This is a genomic window from Catalinimonas locisalis, assembly GCF_038039535.1.
Classification (GTDB): domain Bacteria; phylum Bacteroidota; class Bacteroidia; order Cytophagales; family Cyclobacteriaceae; genus Catalinimonas.
This window is the reverse complement of sequence record NZ_JBBPHP010000039.1, coordinates 38,279-56,039: the sequence shown is the minus strand read 5'-3', so window position 1 is coordinate 56,039 and position 17,761 is coordinate 38,279. Positions and strand designations below refer to the sequence as shown.

10 protein-coding genes and 1 pseudogene are annotated in these 17,761 nt (G+C 44.2%); 5 read left to right on the top strand and 6 right to left on the bottom strand.

What is annotated here, in order from left to right; all coding sequences use genetic code 11:
- Nucleotides 1-34 precede the first annotated feature (34 nt).
- A complete protein-coding gene (locus tag WJR50_RS27765) occupies nt 35-490 on the top strand; it encodes a cold-shock protein (protein ID WP_341296582.1) in 456 nt (151 codons plus the stop codon).
- 60 nt (nt 491-550) lie between these two features.
- Here the strand turns inward: WJR50_RS27765 and WJR50_RS27760 are convergent, their stop codons facing one another.
- Entirely contained in the window at nt 551-1,117 is a 567-nt protein-coding gene (locus WJR50_RS27760; protein WP_341296581.1) for a TetR/AcrR family transcriptional regulator, read from the bottom strand.
- Between the two features lie 28 nt (nt 1,118-1,145).
- The gene (locus WJR50_RS27755) at nt 1,146-2,507 is read right to left on the bottom strand and encodes an alpha-amylase family glycosyl hydrolase (protein WP_341296580.1); all 1,362 of its coding nucleotides are present in this window, start codon (nt 2,505-2,507) and stop codon (nt 1,146-1,148) included.
- Nucleotides 2,508-2,704: 197 nt separating this feature from the next.
- Here WJR50_RS27755 and WJR50_RS27750 point away from each other — a divergent pair, with 197 nt between their 5' ends.
- Complete coding sequence (locus tag WJR50_RS27750) at nt 2,705-4,174, top strand: sulfatase family protein (protein ID WP_341296579.1); 1,470 nt, start codon at nt 2,705-2,707, stop codon at nt 4,172-4,174.
- Nucleotides 4,175-4,284: 110 nt separating this feature from the next.
- Nucleotides 4,285-6,906 (top strand): alkaline phosphatase D family protein, encoded by a 2,622-nt coding sequence (locus WJR50_RS27745; protein ID WP_341296578.1) that lies wholly within the window; start codon nt 4,285-4,287, stop codon nt 6,904-6,906.
- Nucleotides 6,907-6,948: 42 nt separating this feature from the next.
- On the opposite strand, the gene WJR50_RS27740 is transcribed toward WJR50_RS27745, so the two are convergent.
- Nucleotides 6,949-9,708 carry a PAS domain S-box protein gene (locus WJR50_RS27740; protein ID WP_341296577.1) on the bottom strand — a complete coding sequence of 920 codons (2,760 nt, stop codon included), beginning with the start codon at nt 9,706-9,708 and terminating at the stop codon, nt 6,949-6,951.
- A gap of 389 nt (nt 9,709-10,097) precedes the next feature.
- Between WJR50_RS27740 and WJR50_RS27735 the strand changes: the two genes are divergently transcribed.
- Together WJR50_RS27735 and WJR50_RS27730 are read left to right on the top strand one after the other, a co-directional pair.
- A complete protein-coding gene (locus WJR50_RS27735; RefSeq protein WP_341296576.1) occupies nt 10,098-10,436 on the top strand; it encodes a PadR family transcriptional regulator in 339 nt (112 codons plus the stop codon).
- Nucleotides 10,437-10,439: 3 nt separating this feature from the next.
- Nucleotides 10,440-13,016, top strand: a pseudogene (locus tag WJR50_RS27730) (ABC transporter permease); the annotation flags it as partial.
- On the opposite strand, the gene WJR50_RS34260 reads toward WJR50_RS27730, so the two are convergent.
- The 3 genes from WJR50_RS34260 to WJR50_RS27720 all read right to left on the bottom strand — a co-directional run bounded on the left by WJR50_RS34260 (nt 13,010) and on the right by WJR50_RS27720 (nt 17,756).
- The gene (locus tag WJR50_RS34260) at nt 13,010-13,081 is read right to left on the bottom strand and encodes a YSIRK-type signal peptide-containing protein (RefSeq protein ID WP_445223495.1); all 72 of its coding nucleotides are present in this window, start codon (nt 13,079-13,081) and stop codon (nt 13,010-13,012) included. The pseudogene WJR50_RS27730 and the gene WJR50_RS34260 sit on opposite strands and share 7 nt — an antisense overlap.
- Before the next feature lie 111 nt (nt 13,082-13,192).
- The gene (locus WJR50_RS27725; RefSeq protein WP_341296574.1) at nt 13,193-14,662 is read right to left on the bottom strand and encodes an efflux transporter outer membrane subunit; all 1,470 of its coding nucleotides are present in this window, start codon (nt 14,660-14,662) and stop codon (nt 13,193-13,195) included.
- Nucleotides 14,637-17,756: an efflux RND transporter permease subunit gene (locus WJR50_RS27720; protein ID WP_341296573.1), complete on the bottom strand. Its 3,120-nt coding sequence runs from the start codon at nt 17,754-17,756 to the stop codon at nt 14,637-14,639. Before WJR50_RS27720 ends, WJR50_RS27725 begins: the two co-directional genes overlap by 26 nt.
- Nucleotides 17,757-17,761 lie beyond the last annotated feature (5 nt).

Below are 17,761 nucleotides of genomic sequence, written 5' to 3'. Positions count from 1 at the left end.
CAAAAAAACATATTTTAATTAGCAAAAAACCATTATGGGTAAATCAAAAGAAACTGTAAACAAGAAAGAAACAGAAAAGAAAAAACAGAAAAAGAAGAAGGAAAAAGAACAGAGAAGATTGGATAGAAAAGCTAATGCCAAAGATGGCAATAGCCTGGATGATATGATCATGTATGTGGATGAAGACGGTAATTTCACTTCCACCCCTCCTGATCCCTCCAAAAAGAAAGAGATCAATGAAGAAGACATCGTGATCGGTGTCCCTAAAAAAGAAGCCGAAGAACCGGAAGATACCCTTAGAAAAGGCAGAGTCAGCTTTTTTAATGATTCCAAAGGATATGGCTTCATCAAAGATCTAAATACTCAGGAAAGTATTTTTGTACACCTGAATGGCCTGATAGATAAGATCACAGAAAACGATAAAGTGACCTTTGAAGTAGAAATGGGTATGAAAGGCCCTAACGCAGTACGCGTAAAACTGGCAGACTAACTAACGTATCTTAACCGGAAGTTACTTCGTCTTCCTGGCCAGTGTCACTACCGAAAATTTTTATGAAAGTATACCGTGCATAAACTGGTGAACCATGCGGTTTACCAGTTCATCATTTGCTTTTATCTCCTGATTAAATACTTGCTCAATATAAGCATTAAGCGTGCCTAGAAAACTGACCGTATATTCCTGCTGTCTACCCTGCATGTTACCGTGCTGCCTGGCTGCTTCCGTGAACATATTTTCCAAAAGCCCATATTGTCTTTCCTTGAAAGGCAATATGGTTGCGTAGGCCTCACTTTGAGGAGGGGAAAACAACAGGCTGAGTTGCATTCTGTAAAACAGCATATGCTCACTGGCAAAATCAATATAAGCCGTAGCGATGTTGCGTAGTGTCACCGTTAAGTCTCCTTGAAAGACGGTAGCTACTTCTGTAGCCGAATAAAGCTGATCAAAATATTGCTGGAGCGTTGCTTCTAACAAGCCTCGTTTGCTGTCAAAATAATAATATAGCGTAGGCTTGGTCACTCCGGCTGCTTTAACGATCTGCTGCACACCTACTCCTTCATAGCCATAAGCAGCAAAGAGAGATACCGCCTGCGATATGATTTCTGATCTTTTATCCATAATGTTTATTTGAATTGATCGGATATGCTTATTCCACTTTCATAATTCTTCCCCAATGAGGGTAAATTGGAAGGCTGGTGGTTTTGGGCTGAACGGTAAATTTTTCTTCCGGATTCAGCAAGTCTACCAATGTACGTCCTTTCAGTTCAGGGAGCTTAAGGTCTACACTTACTTTTTCATCGGCAGCATTCACCATTACCAATATGGTTTCATCATCACTTTTTCGGACAAAGGCCAATTGCTCGTGATCTACATGTATTTGCTTATAATTTCCATACTTGAGTGCCGAAGAGGTTTTGCGAATGTGAGCGAGTTCACTAATCGTCTGTGCCAGATCAGGATGGGGGCTTTCCTGTTTCACCATGGTAAGCTCTATATCAGGACGCAGGGGAGCATCATTTCCATTGACTTTTTTGCCTTCCCAGCCCCACTCACTTCCGTAGTAGATAGAAGGGACACCGGGTATGCTAAAGAGTAAAGTATACAGGGGATAGAGATGTTGCTGATTAGTAAGCGTACTGGCTATCCGGTCTACATCATGGTTATCGGCAAAATTATAGAGAGGCAAGCCTTTGTACATGCCCGGGTCATCAAATTGCCTTTTGAGCGAATGCGCGATCTCAAAATAGTTGGCATCCACATGGCTGGAATACAGCCCTTTGTACACTTCATAATTGGTGGTAGCATCCAGAGTCTTTACATTGGCCCACTGATTGTAATCTCCATGAATCACTTCTCCCATCAGCCAGAAGTCCGGATTCATCTGGTCACGAAAGGAAGAGAGAGCTTTAAGAAAATCTATGTCTATATCTTCTGCCACATCCAGTCGCAAACCATCAATGTCATACTGCTCTACCCAAAATTTGATGGCATGGAAAATATGGTCTCTTACTTCCGAATGGTGAAGATTGAGCTTGACCAGACTGTAATGGCCATTCCACGCTTCATACTGGAAAGGATCTCCGTAAGGGCTTTCTCCTTCAAAGGACAAACCAGTAAACCAATCGCGATAGCGCGAGTTCTCGCCATGTTCCAGCACATCCCGGAATGCCCAGAAATCCCGGCCCACATGATGAAAGACCCCATCCAGAATGACACGAATACCATTTTCATGTAGTGCTTTGACAATTTGGGCAAGGCTTTCATTAGTACCTAAACGGCGGTCAACCTTATAGTAATCTGCGGTATCATAGCCATGCTCTCCGGATTCAAATAAAGGCCCCAGATATAAGGCGTTGATGCCTAAATTTTTCAAATGGCTTATCCAATCATAAATTTTGTCTAGACGATTTACAGCCAGTGAAGTAAAGTCATTTTTCTCCGGCGCTCCGCAAAATCCCAGCGGATAAATGTGATAAAATACGGCTTCATGAGCCCAATGCTTATTCATTTTTCTTTATTTCTAGATTAAAACAGTTTATATACCTACCGGTAAGTATACATTTATAGCTGAAAAATAATTCACTCGTGCAGAAAAAAATCAAGAATGATTTAGTGACTTAAGAGGATAATTGAGCTTGTTCCTTCAGAATATGAGATTTTTTATAGATTTTAAATGCATCAATAAGAATGCTTGACACTATTTCTATGCAACTACCTAAATGCTTTTCTACTCAAATCACATCCTTTATTGGTTTTCTGAGTTTGGTTTTGATAACACTTGGTTGTCAGAATCAACCGCCGGAGGAGGAAGAAACCCCACCCAATATTGTCTGGATCATGCTGGAAGACTGGGGATATCAGCTTTCCGCTTATGGTGAGCCGGGCGTCAGCACTCCCCATATAGATCAGCTGGCTGCCGAGGGTATACGCTATACCAATTCCTTTAGTACCGCCCCGGTTTGTTCACCCTCTCGTTCCGCTATGATGACAGGCTTTCATCAGAATTACATTGGGGCCAGTCAGCACCGTACGGATGGCTCAGGCTTTGAAAGAAAACCTTTACCCCATGGCATCAAACCAATTACCCACCTTTTGAAGGAAGCAGGCTATTTTACCTGCTTCATGCAGGCCAGAAAAACTGATCTCAATTTTACCTTTGAAGGTGATTTGTATGAAGGAGAAGATTGGAGCGAAAGAGCGGAAGGACAGCCCTTTTTTGCGCAGCTCACTTTTCCTGGTACGCATCGTCGTTGGGAGCGTGATTCCCTGAACCCTATAGATATCAGTGAGGTAAGGCTTCCGCCTTATTATCCGCAGGTAGATTTGGCGAAAAGAGACTGGGCCAATGGCCTGGAAGCGATGCAGGTGGTAGATCGCCAGGTAGGAGAGGTACTGGATCGTCTGGAAGCGGAAGGCTTAGCCGAAAATACTCTGGTTTTTCTCATTGGAGACAATGGGCGGTGCATGCCACGAGGCAAGCAGTTTTTGTACGATGGCGGTATACAGGTACCTGTCATTGCCCGCTGGCCGGGACAAATACAAGCCGGTAAAGTGTCAGAGGATATGGTCATGACGATTGACATTTCTAAAACCATACTGGATGTAGCCGGGGCATCATCCTCGCACCCTTTACATGGTAAGAACCTGTTTGAACCAGATGTTGGTGAACGTGAGTACATATTTGCTGCCCGTGACAAGATGGACAGTACTCATGATGCCATGCGGGCGATCCGTTCTGATAAGTTTAAGCTAATTCATAACCTGATGCCGGAAAGAGCTTACTGCCAGTTTAATCGCTACAAAGAAAACAGCTATCCCGTTTTGGCACTGCTGAATGTCCTTCATTTGAAAGGCGAGCTGCCTCCTGAGCAGGCACGCTTTATGGCAGCCACTAAGCCGGAGTTTGAGTTGTATGATCTGGAAAATGATCCTTACGAACTGAATAATCTGGCAGATGATCCTGCACATCAGGAGACCAGAGCAAAACTGCTGGAAGCCTTAAATCAGTGGAGGGAGTCCATCAATGATGAAGGAGTGAGTGAAAGTTTTAGAGAAGGAGGCTGGGAAGCTACTTATCCTACCCGAACACTGGAAGAATGGGAAGAAAGGCTGGAGCAGTTCAGACCCTGGGTATTTCGTGAGCCAGGGGAACAAGTTGACCATCCCTTTTATTAAAAAGCGTATGCGTGTAAGCGGCTTTGGTTTGTAAACTTTAGCAAAGATTAGCAAAGACTGCTTAAATTATTAATTCGGAAAAATATAAACACTGATAAACAACCTAAAATATGCGAAGAAGAGATGCTGTCAAGGCGCTGGCCATCACTACTGTTACCCCTAAAGTATTTTTTAATGGTACAGCCTCAGCCAGAAATACGGAAACGAAAGCTGCACTGATGAAAAGCAAAGCTTCCTTTGAAAGTAGCTGGCAAAACTGGCCGGATATGCTGTGGGTAGGTCCGGAATACTGGGGAAACCGCTTGCAGGATTGGGAACTTCAATCAGGAAGAGTAGTGTGTAATGTAAGTGGGAAAAACCGTGCCTTGCATAACTTATGCTGCCAATTGGGTGAGCAAAAAGCAGCATTTAGCAGCAGTGTGATTGTGGAGATGCAAAATATTTCAGGATCACCTCAGGGCTATGCGGGCTTCAGATTAGGAGCCAAGGGGCCTTTTGAAGATTACCGTTCTGCCGCAGTGTTTGGTCAAGGTTTGGATGTAGGCATTGATAAAGATGGCCAGTTGTTTGTTGGCGATACTACAGGAGAAGAAGTTCCGGCAGTGGATCGCCCCATTCTCTTAAACCTGAAAGCTACACCTCAGGGCGAAAGCTATAGCCTTGCTCTTACGGCTACTGCTCAGGAGCAGGGGGATGTCGCTGAGCTTACGGTAAATAATATTGCTGCGGAGACTTTGCAAGGTAATATCGCCTTGGTTTCACACTCTGAGGCGGAAGGGGATACCGCAAATGAACCCTCGGTAATTTTTGATCAGTGGAAAATTGAAGGAGAAAAAATAAACTATCAGCCGGAGCAAAGCTTTGGGCCTGTCTGCTTCGCCCAGTATACTTTGCATAACAAAACGCTTAAACTAACTGCCCAGCTTACGCCAATAGAATTGATTGAGGGTTATGAAGTGTCACTACAGGTACAGGAAGGAGGGCAGTGGAAAACGATACAGCAAAGAAGTATTGATCCAATGGGGCGAACCGCTCAATTCAGAATAGAAAACTGGCCTTACAAGAAGGCTATGCCCTACCGGGTAAAGCTGGATTTGCCATTGGTAAATGAATCAGCTACTTATTTTTATGAAGGTACTATCGCTGAAGAACCTCTTGCCTCCGATCAGGTGAAAATGGTAGTATTTAGCTGTAATGCTGACTACGGCTTCCCTGACCAGGAAGTGACAGTAAATGTAAATAAACATCAGCCTCATCTGGCGGTGTTTCTGGGAGATCAGTTCTATGAGAGTTCTGGTGGTTTTGGTATACAGACTTCTCCGGTAGAGAAAGCTACGCTGGATTTTCTGCGCAAGTGGTATATGTTCGGCTGGTCGTACCGTGATATTTTCAGAGAAATACCTTCTGCCTGTATCCCTGACGATCATGATGTGTACCATGGCAATGTATGGGGAGAAGGTGGCAAGCATGCTCCTTCGGAAGAAGGCTGGGGTTATGTAGCCCAGGACCAGGGAGGATACAAAATGCCAGTCACCTGGGTAAATATGGTGCAGCGCACGCAAACAGGACATTTACCCGATCCTTACGACCCCACGCCGGTTAAGCGAGGTATAGGTGTCTATTATACCGGATGGAGTTACGGAGGGGTTAGTATGGCCATTCTGGAAGACCGGAAGTTTAAGTCGGCCCCAAAAAATGCATTGCCACAAGAGGCAAAAGTGACCAACGGCTTTATCCAGAATAGAGAATTTGATATCAAAAAGCACCGTGATGTGGATGCCGAACTGCTGGGAGAGCGTCAGCTCAAGTTTCTGGATGACTGGGGAAGTGACTGGAGCAATGGAGCGCAGATGAAGGCGGTACTTTCGCAAACCAATTTTTGTACAGTGGCTACTTTGCCCGAAGGCAGTATTATTGACAGTATTGTACCCAGGCTCCCCATGCCCGAAAAAGGAGAGTATGTAAAAGGCGATGCGCCTACCACCGATATGGACTCTAATGGCTGGCCACAGGAAGGCCGTGACAAAGCCGTAAGGGCATTACGCAAATGTTTTGCATTGCACATTGCCGGGGATCAGCATCTTGCCAGCACAGTACACTATGGCGTTGAGGAGTTTGGCGACGCGGGTTTTGCCTTTGCGGGGCCTGCTTTAAATAACCTTTTTCCCCGCCGTTGGTGGCCTCCTGTTGGGGAAGATCATCAGCCCCTTGAAGGGCAGCCTGCTTATACCGGCAATTTCTTTGATGGCTTTGGTAACCGGATGACAGTACACGCTGTAGCTAATCCGCATCAGAGCGGGCGGGAGCCTGCCCGTATTTACGATCGTAGCACCGGTTACGGCATCATCATTTTTGATAAGCAGGCACGCGAGACGAAGATTGAGTGCTGGCCGCGTTATATAGATCCTGTGGCCAGTCCGGAGGGGCAGTACGATGGTTGGCCCATTACTGTCAGCCAGCAGGACAATTACGGAAGAAAAGCCGTAGCTTATCTGGATGAGATTGAAGTATTAGGAGGTACTGATCCGGTAGTAGAAGTAATCAATGAGGCTACTCAGGAAACGGAATATGTACTACGGATCAAAGGAAACCGTTTTGCTCCTCACGTCTTTGCCACTGGTGAATATACTTTAAACGTAAGTATACCTGAAGATGGCAAGATCAAAAGTCTTCGGGGACTCAAAGCATATGTTAAGCAGGAAGATAGAGAAAGACAACAGATACAATTGTAAGGATATAGAGGAATAAAACTACTGGGAGTTAATTTCCAAATCTTATCCTTCTTTATCTTCAGCTATAGGCAACGTAAGCGTAAAAGTTGTGCCTTTTCCAAGTTGGCTGTCTACTTTTACTTTACCATTCAGGGCTTCGGTCTGGGTTTTTACCAGATGAAGCCCTATGCCCTTACCTTCTACATGATGATGAAAGCGTTTATATAGCCCAAAAACTTTCTCCCGGTTCTTTTTCAAATCTATCCCTAAACCATTGTCACTGATCTCAATAATGATATCATTTTTTTCCTTTCTCGTTTTAATTCTAATTTCAGGAACACGTTTGGGGGCTTTATATTTAATGGCATTGGAGAGCAGATTATGGAAAATACTTTGAAAATAACTTTTTACAGTGTATAACTGACTTACTTCAAATGAGGCGGTTATTTTAGCATTGGTAGCTTGGATGGAAGAGGCAATCAATATTTTTACACTTTCTAGTATATCTTCAAAATTAACCCACTCTCTTTGAGCATTGATAGATTTCTGATATTCTAGAATCTGGTTGAGATCCTGTATGATTTCATCCATTTTCTCTGCGGTTACCCGGATACGATGGAGCGCCTGCACATAAGTAGGATCTTTTATTTCATTTTCGTCAATCACTTCTATCAGGCCCAGCAAACTAGCCACCGGACTTCTGAGGTTATGAGAGGTAATATAGCCAAATTGTTGTAACTGCTCGTTTTGTTGTATCAGTTCTTTGTTCAGGGCCTTCTCCTGTTGCTCTCTTTGCAGTCGCTGGGTAATATCCCGCATGATCACAGTAAAATATTTTTGTGTCCCTACTTTTACCTGGGAGATAGAAGCCTCAATAGGAAATTCTTTACCCATTAAATTTATACCAAATACAGACTGATTGGTTCCCATCTTCCGGTTGGATTTTCCCGATGCTCCAAAGTCCAGAATGTGGGAGCTGTGAGAAGAATGAAAGCGTTCAGGAATAAGTCTGGAAAGCGGCTGCCCAATGATTTGCTGAGCAGTATATCCAAACATCTGCTCAGCGGACTTATTAAAAATCATAATCTGCTGTTCTGCATCGGTAGTGATGATGGCATCCATGGCAGAGTCTATGATACCCTCCAGACGTTGCTGTAGCTCTATAATTTTATTTTCGTGTGCTTTCCGCTCGCTGATATTCCTGAAGTGCCCACCAAAAAACTCCCGATCGCCATACTTAAGGTAGTTGGTGCTGATTTCCACCGGAATCTCTTCGCCCTTTGCATTACGGTGAATGGACTCAAAGTTTAAGTATTTTTCTCTTTTGATCCTCTCCCAGTGCAAATGGCACCTTTCCATAGTAAAGGTAGGGTCCCATTCAGGAAGGCTCATATTGAGCAACTTTTCTTCCGGAAGCCCATAATGCCGACAGGCAGCTTCATTCACATAGACAAAACGAAAATCATTATGGGGGTCAATCCAATAAATAGGGTCATCAGTATGATCTATCAGGTACTTGAAAAAGCGATTGCTTTCTTCAGCCTGTTTCATCTCGGTAATGTCTTGCAAGACCCCGACGATCCGCAACGCTCTACCTTCCGGATTGCGTTTCACTATTTTGGCACTGCTCATCACCCATTTGTGTTTTTCCTGTCCTGAGGGATCTATAATTCGGTACTGTTCCCGGTAGGATTGGGCTTTGCCTTCTTCATGGGTTTTCAACTTTTCCATGACAGAGGCCCTATCCTCGGGATGGATGCGTTTGGTGAAATCACTAAGTTTAGTTTCCATATCTTCCCTTTTCATTCCGGTAATTTGCAGGTAGCGATCGTCACAGTGTAGCGTATCATTTACCAGGTCGCGTTCCCATATGCCCAAATCTGCACCCCAAAGGGCTAGCTCTAGCTGCTTTTTCTGTTCCTCAATCTGGTTTTGTGCCTGTTGTAAAGAAGTGATGTCTACGGTAATGACACTTATTCCCTCTGTAGTAGGATAAGCATTTACTTCGTGGACGCGATTTTCGTACTTCGGTCCCAGCTCATAAATAAATTTATCGGGCCTACCGGTTTGCATTACCTTTTTATAGAGTTGATCAAGAGGAGAATCCCTGAGGTGAGGATACAGCTCATACATGCTTTTGCCTACTGCCAAGTCTGCACTGATTCCACTAAACTCTTCACTGGCTTTGTTCCAGTGAGTGAAGTGAAAAGATGCATCAAGGGCAAAAAAGATATCTGAAATACTTTCGGCAAGGTCCTGGTATTTCTGTTGGCTATGCTGTAGCTTCTCTTTGGAAAGTCTTTGTATTTCCTCTTTAGCATCCGATAGCTGCTCGTTTAAAAGTGTAAGCTCTTCATTTGCTGCCTGCAATTCTTCGTTGGCAGCATGTAGTTCTTCATTTGCTGCGCTCAGCTCTTCATTGGATGCACTTAGTTCTTCATTTACCTGAGCCCATTGCCTTCCGGTAGGTATCAGGGTAATCCTGTGAGTAAACTTGATCAATACAATGGCAGTGCCTATTGATGCCAGTGCAGTAATGATGCGTACCGCAGAATCAATGCGGTAAATGGGGTACCAGATATTAATTACATCAAAGATATGGGTCACTCCACAGCCAAAGATAAATACGGCAAAGAGGACTACCATCCATCTGTAAGTAAAGTCTTTTCGCTTATTGAAAATGTAAAAGAGAGAAAAAGGAATCACCATATAGGCTAATGCAATGATTCCGTCAGAAAAGGCATGAGACCAGAGAATATAAGGCTCCCAAAAGTAACAATGCCCGTGGGGCATAAAATCAGCCATCATTGATTCAGCTTGCATACTGGAAAATATTGTTCAATAGAGAATACACTTGAGCAGTAATGAAAGGTATTCCATTAATTTTTAAGTGATAGTACTTACGTGTTGTTTAAGCTTTTATTTTTCTGTGTAACGTATTATTCAGCATTCTGTTTTTTTAAAGCTACGGCTAGAATAAGGTAAAAGGATTGCAGTAGCTGTGAAGTTAAATAAATTTTGAGAGGGTAAAAACCACTTCATTTGAAGGTGATTTTATAAACCCTTTAGCATAACCTGTTAACTTCATTTGTGTTCATCAGCGAACGCCAAACGATCATTAGCGGACAGTATTGTTTCCTATAATATGCCTTTGCAATGATTATAAGGCACTGGCATTCTCATTGCATTTGTTAGACATATACAAAACAAATATGAAAGGAACCCATCTCGGTGAATTTGAAGAACTGGTACTGCTAACGGTGGGTATCCTCTACGATGATGCTTACGGTCTGGCTATTACGGATGAAATAGAGAAGCGTACCGGAAGAAAGGTAACGGTAAGCTCGGTACATAAGGCTTTGATGCGGATGGAACAGAAAGGTTTTTTGCACTCTCACATGGGAGGTGCGAGTGAAGAAAGAGGAGGGAGAAAAAAACGCCTGTTTACCATCACCAATTCCGGAAAAGAAGCTTTGCGCGAAGCAAGAACCATGCGTAACGAACTTTGGAGCGCTATTCCTAAAGTGGTATGGGATGTAAAAATGATTTAACAGATGACGAAATTACCAAAATATCAATCTGATCCGCCAATGAGAGCTACCCGGTTTCTACGCTGGTATTGTCGTACCGAATTAACAGATGAGGTAGAAGGTGATTTGTATGAACTATTTCAACGAAGGGTAAAAGAACAGGGCTTGTGGAAAGCCAAAGCGCTTTATTGGCTCAATGTGTTCATGTTTCTGCACCCTGATTATATTCAAAAGAGAAAATATTATACCAACAACCATAATGCTATGTTTAGAAATTACTTCAAAGTCGCCACCAGAAATTTAGCAAAGCATAAATTTTACTCCATCCTTAACATACTAGGGCTGGCCATCGGAATGACTTGCTGCCTCCTGATTTTTCTCTATGTTCAGCATGAGCTAAGTTATGACCGCTTTCACAGTAAAGTTGATCGTATTTATCGGCTAGTTACAGACATTAAAACACCAACTGAGACTTTAAATGTAGGCGAGACCTCTTCTCCTATGGCTCCTTATATGAAGGTTGATTTACCGGAAGTGGAAGAGATTGTACGTCTTGATGATGCTCGCTTTCTTCTTCAGCGGGAAGATCAAACTTTTCAGGAAGACGAGGCCATGCTGGCAGACTCAAGTTTTTTTGAAGTGTTTAGCTTCACTCTGCTTGAAGGAGACCCAAAAACTGCCTTGAAAGCTCCTTTCAGCATAGTGCTTACCGAGAATGCTGCTCAAAAGTATTTTGGTCATGAAGACCCGATGGGGCAGCGCTTGCTGCTGGAAGGAGAATATGATTGTATGGTAACGGGTGTTATGGAAAACGTACCGGAAAATTCACATTTTACTTTTGAAGTTCTCATGTCTCTTTCTACTCGCCTGGAGGAAGTTTACCCTGAAGCTTCTGATCAGTGGGGCAATTTTATCAATACCTCTTACATATTGCTCTCAGAGCAAACTGATCCCAAAACATTGGAAAGCAAACTACCAGACTTTCTGGACAACTATATCAGTGAAAAGGATCGCGATGAGGGTATGAACTATACGCTGTTTTTAGAACCCTTATCACAAGTGTACTTTTCTGAGCGTGGCGCTTTTATTACTGGTAATCTGACTAATGTAAAAATATTTGCAATTATCGCTGTATTTATTTTGCTGATTGCCTGTATCAACTTCATGAACCTGGCAACTGCCCGAGCTACTGAGCGAGCCAAAGAAGTAGGTATCCGTAAAGTAGTGGGAGCCATCCGGAGGCAAGTAACAGTTCAGTTTTTATGTGAGTCTTTACTGCTCAGTTTGCTGGCTTTTGCCATTGCATTGCTGGGGAGCGAGTTACTGCTTCCGGTATTCAACCAGTTAGCAGGAAAAATTGTAGCTCTTAGTGTGATTCAGCAAACATACTACCTACCGCTATTCGTAAGCGTTGCAATAGGAGTAGGGGTTATGGCAGGATTCTATCCGGCATTGGTTCTTTCCGGCTTTAAATCAGTCGCTATTTTGAAAGGACGATTTAGTAGTAGTCAGCGAGGTATATGGCTGCGCAAAGTATTAGTAATAGCTCAGTTCGCTATTTCTATCATTCTGATTGTAGGTACAGCAGTAGTATACATACAACTGGACTATATGCGTAAGCAGGCTCTTGGTTTTAAAAAAGACCAGATGCTGGTGATTGATTTTCGGGGTGATGATGTAATACAAGAAAAGATAGAGACTTTTAAGCAGCAGCTGGCAGGTCATCCCCAGGTAAAATCTATTGCCGCTTCCTCCAGTGTACCGGGAGAAGGTAACAATGGTGCTTACACCGAGATAGAAAATCCAGATGGTGATATGCAGTCCAGCAATGTTAACTTATTCTATGTAGATCACGATTTTTTGGCACATTATGAAATGCCTTTGGCAGCAGGCCGTGCTTTTTCTCAGGATTTCCTGACAGATACATCGGCACTCATTGTCAATGAAGCTCTTGCAAGAAATTATGGTTATACTTCTCCGGAAGATATATTGGGTAAGCGATTCTCACAGTGGGGAGTGGAAGGTGAAATCATCGGTGTGGTGGAAGATTATCATTTCAGGCCTTTGCAGGAAGAGATCGCACCTATGAGCATTCGTCTGGAACCCAATCGCTCCCGCTTCTTCTCCTTGAGCCTGGGTACAGAGGATATTTCTTCTACCATTGCTGCACTGGAACAGAAGTGGCAGAATATTGCTCCCCAACGCCCTTTCAATTACTATTTTTTGGACGAAGCATTCAACAAGCAGTATAGGTCAGAAGTACGTTTTGGGCAGATTTTTATCTGTTTCGCAGGCTTGGCTATTTTTATAGCTTGTTTGGGTCTGCTTGGCCTCATTTCCTATACCATTGTACAGCGTACCAAGGAAATTGGTATCCGTAAAGTGTTGGGGGCTACCGAAAGCAGCCTGGTACACTTACTTTCTAAAGACTTTTTAGCTCTAGTAATAGTGGCTTTTCTGGTGGCTTCTCCGATTGCCTGGTACGTGCTATCAAAATGGCTAGAAGGCTTTGCCTACCGAGTGGAGTTGCCCTGGTGGGTTTTTGCTTCAGCCGGTTTGTTAGCCACTGTCATTGCTATGCTTACGGTTAGTTTTCAATCTATCAAAGCTGCGCTAGCCAATCCTGTAGAGAGCCTGCGTAATGAGTAAAAAGACAGACTGAGCAATTATCGTATTTATAGCAAAACTAAAATGCTTTGGTTATAAAACTGAAAGGGTCAGCAATCCTAAAGTAGCTGACCTTTTCTATAGCCTGAAAATACTGACTTTTTGAAATGCTATTCCATAAATTCTTCAGCTTCGTAGAGCTGAGGGCCACTTTCCCAGTTACCACCGGAAGCCAGGCTGAGGTTGATCATGCTTTGGTAAAGCTCTCCCACAAGGCCTACGGCATCTACCTGGTTGAGCAGGGCAGTGCGCTCAGCGTCAACTACTTCCAGATAGGACACAAGTCCTGCTTCATAACGCTGCCGGGCAAGATCCAAAGTTCTGGTGGCAGCAGATACCGTTTGCTGCTGTCTCCGGTACTGATTGTTGAGGTAGTAAATATTGGCCAACTCATTTTCTACTTCTTCAAAAGCTGATAACACCGACTGCTGATACAGCTCTGCTACCTCCTGATAGCGGGCATAGGCTGCTTCTACCAATGCTTTGTTTCTGCCATAGTTAAATACAGGCTGAAGCAGCCCTCCGCCAATAGTCCAGGCAAAACTTTGGGGAGTTAGAATATTTTCAAAAGACTTGCCCTGAAATCCAACTTGAGCAGATAGCGTAACATTAGGATAAAGATTAGCTTTTGCGATACCTATACGGGCGTTTTCTGCTTCCATACTTTTGAGAGCAATCCATACATCTGGCCTTCTGGTCAGTACCTCCGAAGGTATTTTAGAAGGAATAATAGGAGGCAATGAGTCTAAGGGAGTATCAGGCAAGGAAAAATTTGAGGGTTCTCTACCAGTCAATACTGCCAGTGAATTTTCCAGCCTTGCCCGCTGGTTGATCAGTGTCCACCTTTGGGACTGAGCCGTACGGAGCTGGGTTTCAGCTCTTGCAGGGTCCAGGGCGTCAGAGGCTCCCGCTTCATAATTTAAATTGGCAATCTGTAGGGAGCGTTCTCTTAGGCGGATTGTAGAGTCATAAAGGGCGATTTGTGTATCCAGCTGGCGAATGCTGATGTACTGTGATGCCGCCTGTGCTCTTAGTACAGAAAGCAGGTTATAGTATTCCAGTAAAGATATTTCTGACGCAATAATTGAAGCTTGGTAGTTATTTCTCAACGCCCCCCAAAGGTCAAGCTGGTAGCTGGCCAGTCCGAGTAGTGAATAATTGGTGAATTTATTAGACTGGAAGCTCTGTACCGCATTTTCTGAGACTACTGTGCGAGATGTATTGATTTCTGTCTGTACTTCCGGTAAAAGTGGGGAGCGTTCTACCCTGGTCAATATGTTGGCTTGCTCAAAACTGTATAGTGCCGCCTGTAGGTTATTGTTATTCAGCGAAACCTGTCTGATGATATTATCCAAGGTGGTATCCTCAAAATATTTCCACCAGACAGTGTCAATAGAGATAGAGGATAGAGAGTCGGCAAAGGCTTTATATTTAAAATTATCGTATATGTCCTGGTCAGGCTTCTGAAAAACCGGAGCCAGATTACAGGATCCGATTCCGGCAATGAGTAAAATCAATAATACGTCCAGGAGCTTTTTTGTGATGCGACTCAAATCAGGCAAGATTAAGTTTTTCTTCATTCAATGATTTTTCCAATTCGTTGGCTACGGCGTTAGGACTTGAAGTACCTCGGGCAATCAGCTTGTACATGGCCGGCACCGTATAGATGGTAAAGATGGAAGATACCAGCACACCAAATAATATGGCTATCCCTATCACCAGCCTGGTTTCGCTGCCTGCCCCAAAAGAAACAATCAGCGGAAGAGAACCCATAATGGTAGTAAGGCCCGTCATTACAATAGGACGTAAGCGCATCACAGAAGCATCAATGATGGCACTGTCAAAATCCTGTCCACGATCTCGTAGCTGGTTGATAAATTCTACGATTAATATGCCGTTTTTAGTAGCGAGACCTACCAGCATGATCATTCCAATCTGGCTGTATATATTGATAGACTGCCCAAAAAGCCAAAGCCCCAGTAAAGCTCCCAACAGGGCAAAAGGTACGGTCAGGATCAGTACAAAAGGATGTACAAAGCTTTCAAACTGGGCTGCCAGCACCAGATATACAACAATGAGTGCCAGTATGAAAATAAAGATTACAGACTCACTGGAATCTTTATAATCCAGAGATTCTCCCTTATAACCGATGGTAACTTCTTCCGGTAGTTTATCGGCTACCACACCATCCAGGTAGTCAAGCGCCTGTCCCAGGGTATAGCCATTGGTCAGGTTTGCCTCAATGGTGATGGCACGCATGCGGTTGTACCGGTTCAGGCTACCAGAGTCAGCAAACTCATCCAGATTTACCAGATTTGACAATGGAATCAGGGTGCCGGTACGCTCAGAGCGCACGAAGATATTTTTCAGGTCATACAACATCCTTTTCTGTTCAAAATCAGACTCAACGATCACATCATATTCTTCACCACCTTTGATAAAGGTAGTTACCAGACGGGAGCCTAAAAGTGTTTCCAGCGTACGCCCTATGTTAATGATAGAGACTCCCAGCTCGGCAGCTCTGGTCTTATCTATGTTAACCTTTAGCTGCGGTTTAGTCTCTTTGTAATCATAGTCAATATCTTCCAGTCCGGGGTAGTCTTCTATTTCGTTAAGTAATATGTCTCTCCATTCGGCAATTTCCTGATAGGTATCACCGCTCAGTACATACTGCACTGGTTTGCCAGAGCCCGAACTTAGCCCCTGGCGCATGATGACAGAAACTTGCAGTCCGGTGAGGTCAGACAGTCTTTCCCGTACCTCATCCATGATCTCCCAGGCAGAGCGTCTTTGGGAAAAATCCGACAGCACGATGATTACCCGTCCATCATTGAAAGACTGTACTGTTGACCCAAAGCTTCCGGGCGTTCTTACCAATATGGTCCCTGCTTCACCGGTCTCATCGTTCAGGTACATTAGCCTGTCCTCAATTTCATCCATATAAGATTTGGTGTAGGAGTAGGTAGAACCTTCGGGGGCAAGTGCACTCAGAAAGAAAACGCCGCGATCTTCTTTAGGGATAAATTCTTTAGGAACAATCATGAACAATCCTACTGAGCCTCCCAGGAACAGTAGAATGATGATCACACTGATAAAAGGTTTGCTAATAAAACTTTCCAGGCTGGAACGATACCCTTTTTGCAGATACCTTACTGCCCGGTCTACTCCCCGGGTGAGAAAATTGCCTCTGTCTTTTTTGTACTTCAACATCTTGGAGCACAGCATAGGGGACAACGAAAGTGCCACCAGAGTCGAGAAAAATACGGCAGCAGCCATGGCAATGGCAAACTCAGTAAATAGCTTGCCGATATCGCCTGCCAGGAATGTGATAGGAATAAAAACGGCCAGGAGCACCAACGAAGTGGCGATTACTGCAAAACCAACTTCTCTTGCTCCCTGATAGGCAGCCAGTAGAGGTTTTCCTCCATTTTCCAGTCGGGTGTAAATATTTTCCAGTACCACGATGGCATCATCTACCACCAGGCCGATAGCCAGTACCAAAGCCAGAAGCGTAAGCAGGTTCAATGAATAACCGAACATCAACAGTACAATGCAGGTACCTACCAGTGAAACCGGTACGGTAACGGCAGGGATAATGGTGGCTCTTATATCACCCAAAAAGATGTAAATGACAAATATCACCAGGATGATAGCGATGCCCAGGGTCTTGTATACTTCTGAAATAGCTTCCGAAATAAATACCGAGCGGTCGTAGCTATTACTGATAGACATATGTTCAGGCAAAGTAGGTTTGATTTTTTCTACTTCTTTCTGAACAGCATTGGCAATATCCAGTGTATTGGATTTGGATTGCTTGATGATGCCTAAGCCTACTCTCATCACACCGTTACCGGTATAACTCATTCTGTGTTCCTCAGGGCCAAGCTGTACTCGCGCTACTTCTTCCAGTTGAATATGGTGGCCGTTTGCATCTCTTTTGATAATGAGCTTGTTAAAGTCTTCCACTTCTTCAAATTCACGGTTCAGGCGTACCGTAAACTGGCGGTCCAGCGACTCCAGGGAACCTGCCGGAAGCTCTACGTTCTCGCTTCTCAGCGCATCTTCCACGTCGGTAACCGTAAGCTGACGGGCGGCGAGTGCCTCCCTGTCCAGCCAGATTCTCATGGCATAGCGCGAGCCTCCGGAGATTCTGATTCGGGCCACGCCGGGCAACACCGAAAAACGGTCTACCAGGTAGCGGTCAGCGTAATCGGTAAGTTCCAGCATGCCCATCTCGGTGCTGGTGAGGTTCAGATACAATACTGCGTCTGAGCCGGCATCTACCTTGTTGATCTCCGGCGGATCAGCTTCTTCAGGAAGGTTGTCCAAAAGGTTAGAAACTGCCTCCCGCACATCATTTGCTGCTGCGTCAATATCACGGCTCAGGTCAAATTCTATGGTGACCTCCGAGCGGCCGTCCACGCTACTGGAATTGATCAACTTGATCGCCTCCACCTCACTCACGCGTTGCTCTACCAGCTGGGTGATACGGGTTTCTACTACAGCGGCTGAAGCGCCCAGATAATTCGTCTCAACAGATACAATGGGTGGCTCAATGTCAGGGTACTCACGGACTACCAGCCGAGTATAGCAAACCAGACCAAAGGCCAGTATCAGTAAACTTAAGACTGCCGCAAATACAGGTCTTTTGACAGAAATATCAGATAGTTTCATGGAAA

Excerpts from the sequence above, each read along its gene's own strand:
- WJR50_RS27735 (WP_341296576.1), top strand. The coding sequence starts at position 10,098 with ATGAAAGGAACCCATCTCGGTGAATTTGAAGAACTGGTACTGCTAACG.
- WJR50_RS27765 (WP_341296582.1), top strand. The coding sequence starts at position 35 with ATGGGTAAATCAAAAGAAACTGTAAACAAGAAAGAAACAGAAAAGAAA.
- WJR50_RS27720 (WP_341296573.1), bottom strand. The coding sequence starts at position 17,756 with ATGAAACTATCTGATATTTCTGTCAAAAGACCTGTATTTGCGGCAGTC.
- WJR50_RS27740 (WP_341296577.1), bottom strand. The coding sequence starts at position 9,708 with ATGCAAGCTGAATCAATGATGGCTGATTTTATGCCCCACGGGCATTGT.
- WJR50_RS27745 (WP_341296578.1), top strand. The coding sequence starts at position 4,285 with ATGCGAAGAAGAGATGCTGTCAAGGCGCTGGCCATCACTACTGTTACC.
- WJR50_RS27725 (WP_341296574.1), bottom strand. The coding sequence starts at position 14,662 with ATGAAGAAAAACTTAATCTTGCCTGATTTGAGTCGCATCACAAAAAAG.
- WJR50_RS27750 (WP_341296579.1), top strand. The coding sequence starts at position 2,705 with ATGCAACTACCTAAATGCTTTTCTACTCAAATCACATCCTTTATTGGT.
- WJR50_RS27755 (WP_341296580.1), bottom strand. The coding sequence starts at position 2,507 with ATGAATAAGCATTGGGCTCATGAAGCCGTATTTTATCACATTTATCCG.
- WJR50_RS27760 (WP_341296581.1), bottom strand. The coding sequence starts at position 1,117 with ATGGATAAAAGATCAGAAATCATATCGCAGGCGGTATCTCTCTTTGCT.